Genomic DNA, 13,810 nt, shown 5'->3' on the forward strand with positions numbered 1-13,810 from the left:
ATCACCTCAATAAATTTTGTATCATTACGTATATTACATTCGATGTAAATAATGAATCTCCCTGTCTATTGTATAAGATTGTTTCATTTTATCAAATATAAAGTGATGAATTAATGTAGCAATGTGAAGAGATTTGTAACATTATGTATAGTTGTATAAATTTGTTTACTTAAGATCATCATTTTGTAGAAAAACCACTTAGGAAATATGCTAGAAACATGTAGAATATCAGTGTTTTATCGTGTTTGACTTAGGTTCAGATGGTATGCTATTGTAAGCTTACTATTGATTATAAAAGGGCGAAAGTAAGGCTGACAATAGACTTTTAAGAAGTGTGAGTTATATTTGTTACTCAATCTTCAAGTTTTCTTTTTAACCACCATCTTTTGCAATCGGTAGGAATCTTGTTTTACACGAGTTGAGTGTATATTTAGGAGGAAAAAGATTAATGCAAAACGGTACAGTAAAATGGTTTGATAAAGAAAAGGGTTATGGGTTTATAGAAGTGGATGGCGGTGGAGATGTATTTGTACATTACAGTGCAATTGCTGGAGATGGATTTAAAACTTTAGAAGAAGGCGAAAAAGTTAGTTTTGAGGTAGTTGAAGGAGCTCGAGGCCCACAAGCTTCAAACGTCGAAAAGCAATAACATTTGCTTACTTTTGATTGACCTCTTTCTATAGAGGTTATTTTTTATTCCTATTGGTATATAGCATATTTTTTAATTAATTTACATAAAAAAAGCCATTCTTGTTTCGACTCACAAGTGGCTTTTTATTTGAATACGAATCAATCTGTATCATTCTGAATCTTCTAAAGATTCTTCTGTGTACGGGTTTTTCTCGTAAGGTAGTAAATCACCAAATGGTGTCATCATACCTTCCTCGTCTAACAATTGTTCATATTTCTCATGCTGTATATTAGGGTATACCTTTACATTTTTACCTTCGATATCTGTTCCCGCAAAGTTCTCATAGTCCTCTACATAACCTAAGTTTTCATCCGATTCAATATACATATCATTATAGTGGTCTGGTGGATTAACGAGATCAGATGGTGATTCTGAAGTACCAAAACGTGCTACTTCCTGCCATGAATCTTCAGCATCAAAACTTACAGCATCTTTATCATCATTATTAAACTTCCCATATGGAGGTAATAATACTCCCTCTTCAATAGGTCTGTTGTGAGATACAGCCTGATCAGGACTATGTTCTTTGCAATGTAATGCGGTAGGCAGAGCTTGCAAACGTTCAATCGGTATATCCTTTCCACAAACTATGCAAGTGCCATATGTTCCATTGTCTATTGCATCAAGAGCATTTTCGATATCAGTTATTTCTTTTTCAACGTGTTCTAAAAGTGATATATCCTTTTCACGTTCATATAACTCTGTCCCTAAGTCACCTGGATGGTTGTCATAGCTTGATAATTCACCAACTGAATCATGTGCGTCAGAAAGCTTCAGGTTAAAATGATTATTTGCTTCTAGTTGGGACTTAAGTTGGTTTCTAGTAGTAATCAAACTTGAACGGAAGGCTGAAGATTGGTCTTTTGTTAGCATAGCTAGTCTCCTTCCTGTAAATAATCGAAACGACAGTGCCTGCTTTGATATCCAAGGCATATTATTCAATGTCTAGCTCAAGTGTCAATCACGTCGAGTGGTTGGCCTGTAGCGCTTAATTGAGCAGCCTGCATGGGTGATAACAGGGCACTTACGCATTATTATGTCTAGCTCAACATCGTAGCCTCTTTAGGTTCCTTCGCCATACCATTTCAAAACAAAAGCTCATTCAAATGATTATGCCTTAAATGCTTGGCGAGACTAACCTAGTAGGCTCTACTTTTCTTATTGTTTACTTATTGCGGAAAAAAATGATTAAAAATTGTCTTATTTGCAGATTAATTTTATGAGGTGTTGGAATGAAATTAAACGATTTTATGCAGGAAACATTCCCTAATTTAGAGCTAAGACCACCTTTGTTTTATAGTTGGGATACTGGCATACGGTTTGAACTTGGGGTAGACTGGAAAAAGGACTATGATTATCCAAATAATCCATATGTATTAGGGTGCTATCAAAGAGCAATTACATTATTTGAAGCTCTACATTCTTCTACGGACGATATATTTGTAGTGATGGATGTAAATGATTTTAATCAAGGTAAAAGCATTAAGCGTGTATTAACAAACTTTTCACCCTATGTTGAGAAGTCATTATTGTATACGTTAAAGCACCAAATAATACCCTATATTTTCCCTGAAGTTGATGAACAAGGAACATATAGAACACATAGATTTACTCTAAAGTGTAAATCTACAGAATTTAAATACAAACGTTTGTTAATGGCATTATGCAATGATGATTTAGGAATAAAACCAAGTATTTATCATAGGGTTTATTTCATAAATATAGACAAGAAAACGATCTATCATGTTTACGATGACAGAGGTTGTGATTTATTGGCAACTTCACCTGAAACAATAAGAGGTATGTATAACAGGTATAATAATTGGATTTTGGATTATGACAAACCTGAAATTAACAAGATTTTTAATTGAAATATGTTGAGGGAAACACCGTAGCCGGTATTTCCCTCACATATTAATAATCAACATACCATTACTAAAAAACATTAATCGATGTGAACACAAAAAAAACACGACGATGAGCCGTGTTTAAAACCAGTAACTTAATAGTAAGCCAAGTGAGAGTAAAAAACCAAAATGAGTATTTGTTTTGGCTGTAGCCTTCATAGCGGGCATCATTTGTATCGGAATGTTTTTTCCAACGAAGCCCTTTGTAGCTTTAATTGCACTTGGAATACTTATCAATACTAACAAAACCCATGGTGAAGAAATATTAGCTAACACTAAGATAACAACCCAGCCATATGAGATGATAAACATACCAGCTAATAATTTTATTGCATTGGGTCTACCTAGAATAATAGCTAATGTATTTCGTCCATTTTCTTTATCACCATCTAGGTCACGAATATTATTTGCAAGCAGTATAGCTCCAACTAATATTGAGACGGGTATAGATACAAGTATACTTGCTATTGAAACCGTATCAGTTTGAATAAAATAGGAAAGTAATATGATAATTAGCCCCATAAATGTGCCAGCAACTATTTCTCCAAAAGGTGTGTACGCAATCGGGATAGGTCCGCCTGTATAATAATATCCAGCTAGCATACAAATTGTCCCAATAAGTGCTAACCACCAGCTACTATTCAAGCATATATATATACCTAAAAATGTTGCGGTAGCAAATAAAAGAAAAGCGGCTATTAGGACAGTCTTTGGCTTTACTCCATCTCTTACTATTGCTCCTCCAATTCCGACTGACTCTTCATTGTCCAATCCCCGTTTAAAATCGAAATATTCATTAATCATATTTGTTGCTGCTTGAATGAGTATACAAGCAATTAACATGACTAGAAATAGCGGCATATTTATCTGGGTTTGCTCTAAAGCAAGTGCTGTGCCGATAAATACAGGGACGAAGGCAGCGGTAAGTGTATGTGGCCTTGTTAAATTCCACCACACCTTCCATCCTTTATTTTGTTTGGGCATTATGGATTTTTGTTTCATATTTATTTGTGATTCCATAATTTCTCCTCCCCTCTTAAAGAGAAATTTAACATAAAAAAGGCTGTTTTCATATCGATTGTTGTTTATAAATTAAAGCACGAATACAACGAGGATGTGTTAGCTTTTAAAAAGTTCCAACTTTAAAAGACCTCATCTAGCTATGCTTTAGTAAAATAGCAACAATTTTAACGAAAAGAGCTATAAAAAATTATGAATACAAATTAAGTGTAGAAAAAGGGTAAGACCCTGTCAATCATTTTAGGGGATTTTGACAAATACTTTTGCTGTTAACTTTTAGGTAAAGAAAATTGTATGTCATTTTAGTTTTCTTATTTTAAAAAGAGTAATATAATAATGAATGGATTCGTATAGAAAATTTGATATGAAGTATGAAGAAATGTAGCGGATATATCTTAGAAATTACCAATATTGACAGTGTATATGACTAAGTGTATCTTAAAATGTGTGTTTGTTAAAGTAGAAAGAGAATTAAGCATTTATTATATATAAGAATAACGTTTCATCATTCGGGGGGATTATTGTGGTTGCAGTACAACAAACTGCTGCGTATGAACAACTATTACAAGGAATTAGTAGATCGAAAAAACATACAAAGCCTATACTAACAAGTATAGTAAAAAAAACTCCATATAAAGATCCCCTGTTATTTTATGAGGCTGCGAAACAATCCTATGAAGGAGAACGCTTTTTTTGGACAGACCCTAGTGATGAAATCATTTTAGTCGGGCTAGGTACCGTATTTTCAATAGTAGCCCAAGAGCATAGATTTGAGACTGTTGAAAAAGAATGGGAACGCTTTTTAACTAATTGTGTTAAGCAAGAACAAACTTGTCCGTTTGGGACTGGGCCCATTCTGTTAGGTGGTTTTTCCTTTGATCCATTAAAACAATCAACTTCTTTATGGGGTAAATATCCCCCTGCGAAATTTATATTGCCAGAGCTCATGCTCACGATAAATAAAGGGGATGCTTGGATAACTTCTAATATCATTTGTCAACACTCATCTGATCCTATAGAAATATTGAAGGATTTGGAAAATAAAATGGAACATATTCTACAATCAGAATGGTCTTGGCAGCCTAATGATAAATGGAAACATTCATATCGTCAAACTGAAATTGAACCTGAACTTTGGATAGATTCTGTTGACAATGTAACACAAGATATTAAACAAGGTGAGCTAGATAAAGTTGTGTTAGCAAGGGAGACAAGACTTCATTTTGACAGTAAAGTAAACGTGACGTCTGTACTAAATAATCTTCGAGCTGAGCAGCCTATGAGTTATATATTTGCTTTCGAAAGTGGTGAAGATTGTTTTATTGGTGCCTCTCCCGAAAGATTAATAAAAAAAGAAAATAGTAAGGTATTATCTACATGTTTAGCAGGCTCTATCAAAAGAGGGAAAACATTGGACGAGGATAAAATGCTTGGTAATTCCTTATTATGTGATAAAAAAAATTTACATGAACATGAGCTTGTCGTCCAAATGATCAAAAAAGCAATGTTAAACTTCTGTAATACAATAGAAGCTCCTAGTCACCCAACATTGCTTAAAATGCGTCATATTCAGCATTTATATACACCTGTTATATGTACAGTAAAAGATCATATTTCGTTTTTATCTATGGTGGAAAAGCTTCACCCAACCCCTGCATTGGGAGGGTTTCCAACAGATAAAGCTATTAAGAAAATAAGAGAAGTTGAACAATTAGATAGAGGATGGTATGCAGCTCCTATCGGCTGGGTTGACGCTAATAATAGTGGAGAATTTGCAGTAGCTATTCGATCAGCTCTTTTTCAGGGACAGGAAGCTTCGCTATTCGCTGGTTGTGGGATTGTAGCTGATTCCGATCCACAAAGTGAATATGAAGAAACTAAATTAAAACTGAAGCCTATGCTCTCAGCAATAGGGGGTATGAGTCATGAAGAAAATGAATAATAATAATTCTTTAACTGCTTTTGTGTTGGCTTTTGTAGATGAATTAATAAAAGTCAATGTCACAGATGTTGTGATTAGTCCTGGATCTCGTTCCACACCTATGGCTATGATAATGGCTGAGCACCCAATGATGAATGTTTATGTAAACATTGATGAGCGCTCAGCCGCTTTTTTTGCTTTAGGTATAGCTAAGTCGAAAAGAAAGCCAGTAGCCATATTATGTACATCAGGAACAGCAGCTGCTAATTATATGCCTGCCATTGTCGAGGCATATTATTCAAGAGTTCCCTTAATCGTACTTACAGCAGATCGACCACATGAATTACGTGATATCGGTGCACCACAAGCTATAAATCAAATTGGATTATTTGGGGAGTATACGAAATGGTTTGCTGAGATGGCAATACCTGAAGATACACCTGAAATGCTTAATTATGTAAGAACCTTTGCAAGTCGAGCATCAGGAACAGCTATGCAAGCACCAAAAGGTCCTGTTCATTTGAATTTTCCATTTAGAGAACCACTTGTACCATTAATGGAAGCAATTGAACATCATGATCAAGGCAGTTATGTGAATGTTACAATAGGTGCGCCTAGCTTAACAACAAATCAATACGACAGTATTCACGATCGTATAGCAGCTAAGAAGAAAGGGCTAATTATTTGTGGAGCCATAGATGATCCTTCCTTTGCTGAAGCGGTAATAGAGTTAGCTGCAAAATTACAATATCCAATATTTGCTGATCCGTTATCTCAACTTAGAAGTGGTCACCATAATAAAGAACTAATTATTGATAGTTATGATACGATCTTAAGAAATAAACAAATTCTTCAATTGTATAAACCTGAGGTTATTATTCGATTTGGTGAAATGCCAGTTTCAAAAGCATTAACATTATACATAAAACAGCTTGATCATATTGATCATCTAGTCATTGATGGTGGAGGGGGCTGGAGAGAGCCAACTTTATCTGCTTCAGACATGATTCATTGTGATGAAGTGAATTTTTGTAGTGGGCTTAGTGATGTTATTAAAGAACTTAATAATAAATCCCATTGGGTAACACAGTGGATAGAAATGAATGCGATGATAAAATCAATATGGAATGGTTTAGAATATGAAGAGGACTTGTTTGAAGGGAAAGTATTTTCTGAATTAACAAAAACACTTCCTTATAACACTACATTATTTGTAGGAAATAGTATGCCAATAAGAGACTTAGACTCCTTTTTTCTTACAAATGATAAATCAATTAGAGTATTGGCAAACAGGGGAGCTAACGGAATAGATGGGATTGTTTCTACGGCACTCGGTGCTAGTATAAATTGCTCACCTCTAGTACTTGTCATTGGAGATCTGTCATTCTATCATGATTTAAATGGATTGTTGGCAGCGAAAATGCACAAACTTAATATGACAATTATTGTTATAAATAATGATGGTGGTGGTATTTTTTCATTTTTACCACAGGCTCAACACCAAAATCATTTTGAGACTTTATTTGGAACACCTTTGGGTCTTGATTATGAGTATGTTGTTAATATGTATGGTGGTGAATTTAACCGTGTTACTAAGTGGAACGACTTTCGAGAAAAGGTTCAACAGTCTATTCACACTGATGGATTATCCGTTATTGAATTAACAACTGATAGAACTACGAATGTTGAAATGCATCGCTCCTTATGGAACATGGCAGTCGCTGAAATTGATGCCTTTTTAGGTGTAGATCATGAAAATTGAGTTAAATAATGTGCTCTACAATATTGAGATTGTAGGGGAAGGTCCACCATTAATACTGTTACATGGCTTTACAGGCTCTATCAAGAGTTGGCAACCATTTATTCGTATGTGGGGAGCTAAGTCAACTCTTTATTTAATAGATATAATAGGTCATGGAGATACAGCATCACCCATGGATAGTAATAGATACAATATGGAATCTATTTTGTTAGATTTGGTTCAACTTCTAAACAATTTTCACATAACAAAAACGAATGTTCTCGGCTATTCAATGGGTGGTAGAATTGCATTATCACTAGCAATGTCATACCCTGAACGAGTAGATAAGCTAATACTAGAGAGCAGTTCACCAGGCTTAGAAAAAGAACAAGAACGACTACTCAGAAAAAAGACTGATGAACAATTAGCTGAAGCGATCGAACAATATGGAATGGAGTGGTTTGTGGATAAATGGACAAACCTCCCACTTTTTCATAATATGAAGCAACTACCTGTTCAAACCAAGGAGTTGATTCGTAAACAACGCGTGGAAAACAATCCAATTGGCTTAGCTAATAGCCTTAGAGGATTTGGAACAGGAGCGCAGCCATCATGGTGGGACAAATTATCTTCGTTTCCTCATCGAACCTTATTAATAACAGGTATGGATGATATAAAGTTTCACAATGTCGCAAAAAAAATGGTAAAATTATTACCACATGCTAGGTGGGAGACAATTAATCATGCTGGTCATACAATTCATGTGGAACAACCAAGAATTTTTGGTAAAATAGTATATGAGTTTTTGTAAGCGTAAACTACATAAATATAAGGGGGATTACATAAGTGGGAAGAGAGTGGGTTTCTGAGAGAAAGTACGAAGATATTTTATATGAGACTTATAATGGCATTGCAAAGGTAACGATTAATCGTCCTGAAGTACGCAATGCATTCCGTCCAAAAACTGTAGTGGAGTTGATAGATGCTTTTGCATATGCTAGAGACGATGCTAACATTGGTGTTATTGTTTTAGCTGGTGCAGGTGATGAAGCGTTTTGTGCAGGAGGAGATCAAAAGGTTCGAGGGCATGGAGGCTATGTAGGTGAAGATGAAATTCCTCGTTTAAATGTATTAGACCTTCAGCGCTTAATTCGTGTTATTCCAAAGCCAGTAGTTGCGATGGTATCTGGATATGCTATTGGTGGAGGACATGTATTACATGTTGTGTGTGATTTGACAATTGCAGCAGAAAATGCTGTTTTTGGTCAAACAGGGCCTAAAGTTGGTAGCTTTGACGCTGGCTATGGATCTGGCTACCTAGCTAGAATTGTTGGACATAAAAAAGCTCGTGAAATATGGTATTTATGTCGCCAATATAGTGCACAAGAAGCGATGGATATGGGATTAGTAAATACTGTTGTTCCTCTAGAACAACTTGAAGACGAAACCGTACAGTGGTGTGAAGAGATGCTAGAGAAAAGCCCAACAGCTCTTCGTTTCTTAAAAGCAGCATTTAATGCTGATACTGATGGCTTAGCAGGCATCCAGCAATTTGCAGGAGATGCCACTTTATTGTACTATACGACTGATGAGGCAAAAGAAGGTCGTGACGCATTTAAAGAAAAACGTAGCCCTGACTTTAAACAGTTTCCACGTTTTCCTTAATATGAGCAATTAAATAAGAGTTTTAGTCCTTTATAATAAATAGGATAAGTGTAAAAGACAGCTTGGTGGGTAACTTCATCAAGCTGTTTTACTATCGTTATAAGGACATCTTGTGAGGTGATTTTCATGAGTATGCAACAAGTCATTCCAAACTTTTTACTACAACGGGCTAAATTAACTCCTAACCGTATTGCCGTTACTTATCATAAAGAGCAAATTACATTTTTAAATTTACACGAACGGGCTATAACGAAGGCAAGAAAGTTACACTCTTTTGGTGTGAAAAAGGATGATACAGTAGCAATATTAATGAATAATAGTATAGCATTTATCGAAATCATCCATGCGTTAAAACATATTGGTGCTATTACTGTTTTCCTTAATACTCGGCTAACTGAAGCAGAAATTGCATGGCAAATTGTTGATGCTAGAGTAGATTATTTTATTACTGAGGATGCATTTTCTAGCATTTCTAAAGGGATAGCTAATGAAAATCCTTTATTGAATATAGTAAGTGTGAAACAACTTGATCGTTTACAAGAAACGGAATTTTCGTTAATTGAAGAATTTCCTTTACATGAAATCGATACAATCATGTATACATCAGGAACGACTGGCAAACCGAAAGGTGTTATTCAAACATACGGTAATCATTGGTGGAGTGCTGTTGGCTCTGCTTTGAATTTAGGTTTACATGAGAAGGATCGTTGGTTGTTGGCGGTTCCTATATTTCATATAAGTGGATTATCAATTTTGATGAGGAGTGTTATATATGGAATGACTGTCATTCTTCATGACCGGTTTATTCCATCTCAAATAAATCAATCGATCATGCGTGATGGAGTAACAATTGTTTCTGTTGTAGCTGTTATGCTTCAAAAAATGATAGATGAGCTAGAAGGTCATTCTTACCCGCCTCATTTTCGATGCATGTTAACAGGTGGTGGTCCTGTGCCAACACCATTACTTAAAAAGTGTAAGGAAAGAGCCATACCGATTTTTCAAACATATGGTATGACCGAAACAGCATCGCAAATCGTTACACTCACACCTGAAGATAGCCTCAACAAGGTCGGGTCGGCGGGAAAACCATTATTCCCTGCTCAAGTACGAATTGAGAAAGACGGAGACATAGTTGCAGCAAATGAAACTGGTGAAATTGTTGTAAAAGGTCCAAATGTAACAAGCGGTTATTTATTTCAAGAAGAAATTACTAGAAAAGCAATTATTAACGATTGGTTTTATACAGGAGATATAGGCTATATTGATGATGGTGGATTTTTGTATGTACTCGATCGACGATCTGACCTCATTATATCTGGCGGGGAAAATATATATCCAGCAGAAATAGAATCCGTCCTACTTTCACATCAAGATATTGACGAAGCAGGAGTAATAGGAGTGTTTGATAAAACGTGGGGACAAGTACCATGTGCTTTTATCAAATGTAAGAATGATGTAGACGTTTCAGAAAGTGAGCTTATTCAATATTGTTCGACTAGGCTTGCAAAGTATAAAGTTCCTAATAAAATTGTGTTTGTTCATGAGCTGCCAAGAAACGCAAGCAATAAACTATTACGTAGGAAACTATATGAATATATAAGAAATTAATTTTCGTGTGTGGTAAAGAGAGGGGGAAATGAGAAGCTGGATATACATACTATTACGCTCCATGTAACTAAAATGAAGTTATTATCCCCATTTGTGTCAAGCTTGGAAACTGTTCAAAATAGGGAATCAGTATTAATTGAAATAAAAGATCGTGAAGGTTTTATTGGGTGGGGGGAAGTAGTTGCGTTCTCTTCACCATGGTATACAGAGGAAACGATTAAAACGTCGCTACATATGTTAGAAGATTTTTTAATTCCAAAGCTATTTGCAGAGTCTATTACACATCCGTCCGAAGTATTTGGTGTGTTAGCTAATGTAAAACGAAATCGAATGGCAAAAGCAGGTTTGGAAACAGCAGTATGGGATTTATTTGCGAAAAGGCAAAATGTTTCACTAGCTAGCTTGCTTGGCGGTAAGAAGATGTCTGTTGATGCTGGGGTTGTAGTTGGGTTGGATAGCACGAAAAACATGCTGAAAACTATAGAAAGGAGATTGTTAGAAGGGTACCGAAGAATAAAAATAAAAATTGCACCTGATGAAGATGTGGAAATTATTAAGGAGATTAAAAAAGAATTTCCTAAGATTCCTTTAATGGTAGACGCCAATTCAGCTTACAACCTAGCAGACATAGATCGATTAAAGGCTTTAGATGAATATGAATTAATGATGATTGAGCAGCCCCTTGCCTCTGATGATATTATCGACCATGCTAAGGCTCAACGCGTGCTCAAAACACCAATTTGTTTGGATGAGAGTATAACATCATATGATGATGCTAGAAAAGCAATCGAGCTAGGCAGCTGTCAAATTATGAATGTTAAAATTGGTCGTGTAGGTGGTTTATATGAAGCTATTCGGATTCATGATATTTGTAAATCAAATAATATACCTGTGTGGTGTGGTGGCATGCTTGAAACAGGGATATCGAGGGCACATAATATAGCTTTAGCTTCTTTAGAAAACTTTTCTATTCCTGGAGATATTTCAGCGTCATCGAGGTATTGGGAACGAGATGTCATTATTCCTGAAGTTACTGTTAATCGTGGACAAGTGGATGTTCCGAACAACCCAGGGATTGGTTTTGATATTAATTATAAGTTCCTTGAAGAAATTACGATAACTAAAAAACAGTTCCTGAGGAAATAGTCTAGAAACTGTAATCGTAATGTGAATCTCTTGACATTATACCCTCTCAGGTATAGAATGAGTATAATTTTATAAGAGTGAGGGGGATGATGATTGGATTATCTCTTAATAATTATACTGATTAGCTTAACTTATTTATTTTACACAAGATATTTCCCTATAATCGGTGTACGATGTGTAGATGTAAAGCGACACGATAACCATCAAGAAAAATTTACATTAGTAGACATTAGGGATTATAATGTTTCGCATAAGTTACCTTATAAAAATGCTGTTAACGTACCTATGGCTTACTTGAAGCGAAATTATAATGACTTACCTAAAAATGATGTTCATATTATCGCCTCAGACAAAATAGAAAAAAACATGGGTATCCGTTTTTTACGTAGTAAAGGATATAAAATAATTAGTTATACGATGACTGACTGCACTTGTAAATGAATATAAGTTTTTAGGTGGTGTAAAAATGGAATACAATAATCAAGTGAAGAATAGAGTAAAAAGAACTGAAGGACAAATTAGAGGAGTCTTAAAAATGATGGAGGAAGACAAAGACTGTAAAGAGGTAATTACACAATTATCAGCAGCACGAGCTGCCATCGATCGTACAATTGGTGTAATCGTTAGCTCTAATTTAGTTGAGTGTGTCGAAAACGCTGATGAAAAGGGCTATAAAAAAGAAGAAATAGTGAAAGAAGCAGTAAATTTATTAGTTAAAAGTAGATAATTAATTTTTGAATGAGGACTCTTTGCTAAGATTTTCTGCTATTGATATTTACGATACTATAAGCAGTTGAATACGTGTTTATATCTTAGTACAAATAGCAATTAGCGTAAGTGAAAGGGCTGAGACCCTTTTTTTAGAAAAAAATATACCCTTATAGGTATAAGGACTGGAGAATGAAAATGAAGCAGATAACTAGTAAAGAAGTTGAGGAAACGTTAAGAAATAATGAAACCTTAAATATCATTGATGTTCGTGAAGTAGATGAGGTAAGGACAGGGATTATTCCAAATGCGATTCATATACCATTAGGTTTATTAGAATTTCGTTTACATGAATTAGACAAATCTAAGGAGTATATTATAGTATGTCGTTCAGGAAATAGAAGTGGTCTAGCTACACGCTTCTTAGAAGGACAAGGTTTTAGAGCGATAAATATGATTGGTGGTATGCTCTCTTGGAAGGGAGAAATAGGATATCATGATTTAGTCGGATAAAAATGACAATATAGTGAAGAAAATACTTTTAAATAATTTTCTCATAGTTTCCTCACATTTAGTTGCTAAGCTAACGTAGAAAATACTAAGGGGGGATGCATATGAGGAAATTTTTTATTTTCTCAGTTTTTCTTACGATTAGTTTAGGAGTATTGGTGGGGTGTAGCAATAGCCAAAATGGCGTAGAGGAAGCTTCGGAGGTGGCTAGTGGTGAGCAGCTATCCTCACAACAAAATATTGATACACATGAAGTTGTTGCTGTTGAACCTACTGATGAACATACGTGTGCGTTCTGTGATATGAAGGTATATGGTATGGAACATGAAATGGGGGTATTTACAGCACAAATTCAAATGGAAGATGGTGAGCATTATTTTTTTGATGATGTTGGCTGTTTACTTAATTATGAAAGAGGCAAGGATGAACAAGCAATTGCAAAATGGGTGAGAGATTACAATTCTTCAGAGTGGATTGATCTGGACGGCTCAGTTCCGGTAAAAGCGGATATCATAACGCCTATGAAATATGGTTACGCACTATTTAACTCAGAAAAAGCTGCTCAAACCTTTGTTGATGAGCGTAAAGACATCAATGCTGTTATCTCTTCATGGGATGAAATTGATCATGTGTCTCATGAACGTTACATGAAAAAAATGGGGCAAAATGAAGAAGGCCATGATGGGAATTAAGCAGTAATGATAATAGATCATTACTTACACAAAACAATTGATTGAAAAAAGATGATGCCGTATATTGCTACCAGAACGTATGTTACGAATTGGCCTATGAAATCGTAATCCTAGTTAACGATGTAAAGCTGTTAAGAACTTTAATGGTTTTGTGCTTTTATACGTTGGCTCTTTTTGTGAATTTCGCTTTGTTTTAAA

14 protein-coding genes are annotated in these 13,810 nt (G+C 35.2%); 12 read left to right on the forward strand and 2 right to left on the reverse strand.

Annotated features, from left to right (window positions below):
* Window positions 1-448 precede the first annotated feature (448 nt).
* Window positions 449-649 carry a cold-shock protein gene (locus tag V1503_RS13815; RefSeq protein ID WP_214483743.1) on the forward strand — a complete coding sequence of 67 codons (201 nt, stop codon included), beginning with the start codon at window positions 449-451 and terminating at the stop codon, window positions 647-649.
* A gap of 150 nt (window positions 650-799) precedes the next feature.
* Here the strand turns inward: V1503_RS13815 and V1503_RS13820 are convergent, their stop codons facing one another.
* Window positions 800-1,564 (reverse strand): yteA family sporulation protein, encoded by a 765-nt coding sequence (locus V1503_RS13820; protein ID WP_320257130.1) that lies wholly within the window; start codon window positions 1,562-1,564, stop codon window positions 800-802.
* A gap of 359 nt (window positions 1,565-1,923) precedes the next feature.
* Between V1503_RS13820 and V1503_RS13825 the strand changes: the two genes are divergently transcribed.
* Entirely contained in the window at window positions 1,924-2,562 is a 639-nt protein-coding gene (locus V1503_RS13825) for a DUF3885 domain-containing protein (RefSeq protein ID WP_410627658.1), read from the forward strand.
* Between the two features lie 117 nt (window positions 2,563-2,679).
* Here V1503_RS13825 and V1503_RS13830 read toward each other — a convergent pair whose 3' ends face one another.
* Complete coding sequence (locus V1503_RS13830) at window positions 2,680-3,618, reverse strand: 1,4-dihydroxy-2-naphthoate polyprenyltransferase (protein WP_410627660.1); 939 nt, start codon at window positions 3,616-3,618, stop codon at window positions 2,680-2,682.
* Between the two features lie 523 nt (window positions 3,619-4,141).
* Here V1503_RS13830 and V1503_RS13835 point away from each other — a divergent pair.
* The 10 genes from V1503_RS13835 to V1503_RS13880 all read left to right on the forward strand — a co-directional run bounded on the left by V1503_RS13835 (window position 4,142) and on the right by V1503_RS13880 (window position 13,612).
* The gene (locus V1503_RS13835) at window positions 4,142-5,560 is read left to right on the forward strand and encodes an isochorismate synthase (RefSeq protein WP_410627662.1); all 1,419 of its coding nucleotides are present in this window, start codon (window positions 4,142-4,144) and stop codon (window positions 5,558-5,560) included.
* Window positions 5,553-7,301 (forward strand): 2-succinyl-5-enolpyruvyl-6-hydroxy-3-cyclohexene-1-carboxylic-acid synthase, encoded by a 1,749-nt coding sequence (gene menD / locus V1503_RS13840; RefSeq protein WP_410629435.1) that lies wholly within the window; start codon window positions 5,553-5,555, stop codon window positions 7,299-7,301. Before V1503_RS13835 ends, menD begins: the two co-directional genes overlap by 8 nt.
* Complete coding sequence (gene menH, locus V1503_RS13845) at window positions 7,291-8,091, forward strand: 2-succinyl-6-hydroxy-2,4-cyclohexadiene-1-carboxylate synthase (RefSeq protein ID WP_410627664.1); 801 nt, start codon at window positions 7,291-7,293, stop codon at window positions 8,089-8,091. Before menD ends, menH begins: the two co-directional genes overlap by 11 nt.
* 35 nt (window positions 8,092-8,126) lie before the next feature.
* Window positions 8,127-8,945, forward strand: coding sequence for a 1,4-dihydroxy-2-naphthoyl-CoA synthase (gene menB / locus V1503_RS13850; protein WP_214483738.1), 819 nt, complete (start codon window positions 8,127-8,129; stop codon window positions 8,943-8,945).
* Between the two features lie 132 nt (window positions 8,946-9,077).
* Window positions 9,078-10,556 (forward strand): o-succinylbenzoate--CoA ligase, encoded by a 1,479-nt coding sequence (locus V1503_RS13855; RefSeq protein ID WP_410629436.1) that lies wholly within the window; start codon window positions 9,078-9,080, stop codon window positions 10,554-10,556.
* Between the two features lie 36 nt (window positions 10,557-10,592).
* Window positions 10,593-11,702, forward strand: coding sequence for an o-succinylbenzoate synthase (gene menC, locus V1503_RS13860; RefSeq protein ID WP_410629437.1), 1,110 nt, complete (start codon window positions 10,593-10,595; stop codon window positions 11,700-11,702).
* Window positions 11,703-11,795: 93 nt separating this feature from the next.
* Window positions 11,796-12,143 (forward strand): sulfurtransferase, encoded by a 348-nt coding sequence (locus V1503_RS13865; protein ID WP_320256595.1) that lies wholly within the window; start codon window positions 11,796-11,798, stop codon window positions 12,141-12,143.
* Between the two features lie 25 nt (window positions 12,144-12,168).
* Window positions 12,169-12,429: a metal-sensitive transcriptional regulator gene (locus V1503_RS13870; RefSeq protein WP_214483736.1), complete on the forward strand. Its 261-nt coding sequence runs from the start codon at window positions 12,169-12,171 to the stop codon at window positions 12,427-12,429.
* A gap of 179 nt (window positions 12,430-12,608) precedes the next feature.
* Window positions 12,609-12,923, forward strand: a complete 315-nt coding sequence (locus V1503_RS13875; RefSeq protein ID WP_410627667.1) for a rhodanese-like domain-containing protein — start codon at window positions 12,609-12,611, stop codon at window positions 12,921-12,923.
* 101 nt (window positions 12,924-13,024) lie between these two features.
* Window positions 13,025-13,612, forward strand: coding sequence for a nitrous oxide reductase accessory protein NosL (locus V1503_RS13880; protein WP_410627669.1), 588 nt, complete (start codon window positions 13,025-13,027; stop codon window positions 13,610-13,612).
* The last annotated feature ends 198 nt before the right edge of the window (window positions 13,613-13,810 follow it).

Source organism: Nanhaiella sioensis, from assembly GCF_046557775.1.
Classification (GTDB): Bacteria; Bacillota; Bacilli; order Bacillales; family SM2101; genus Nanhaiella; species Nanhaiella sioensis.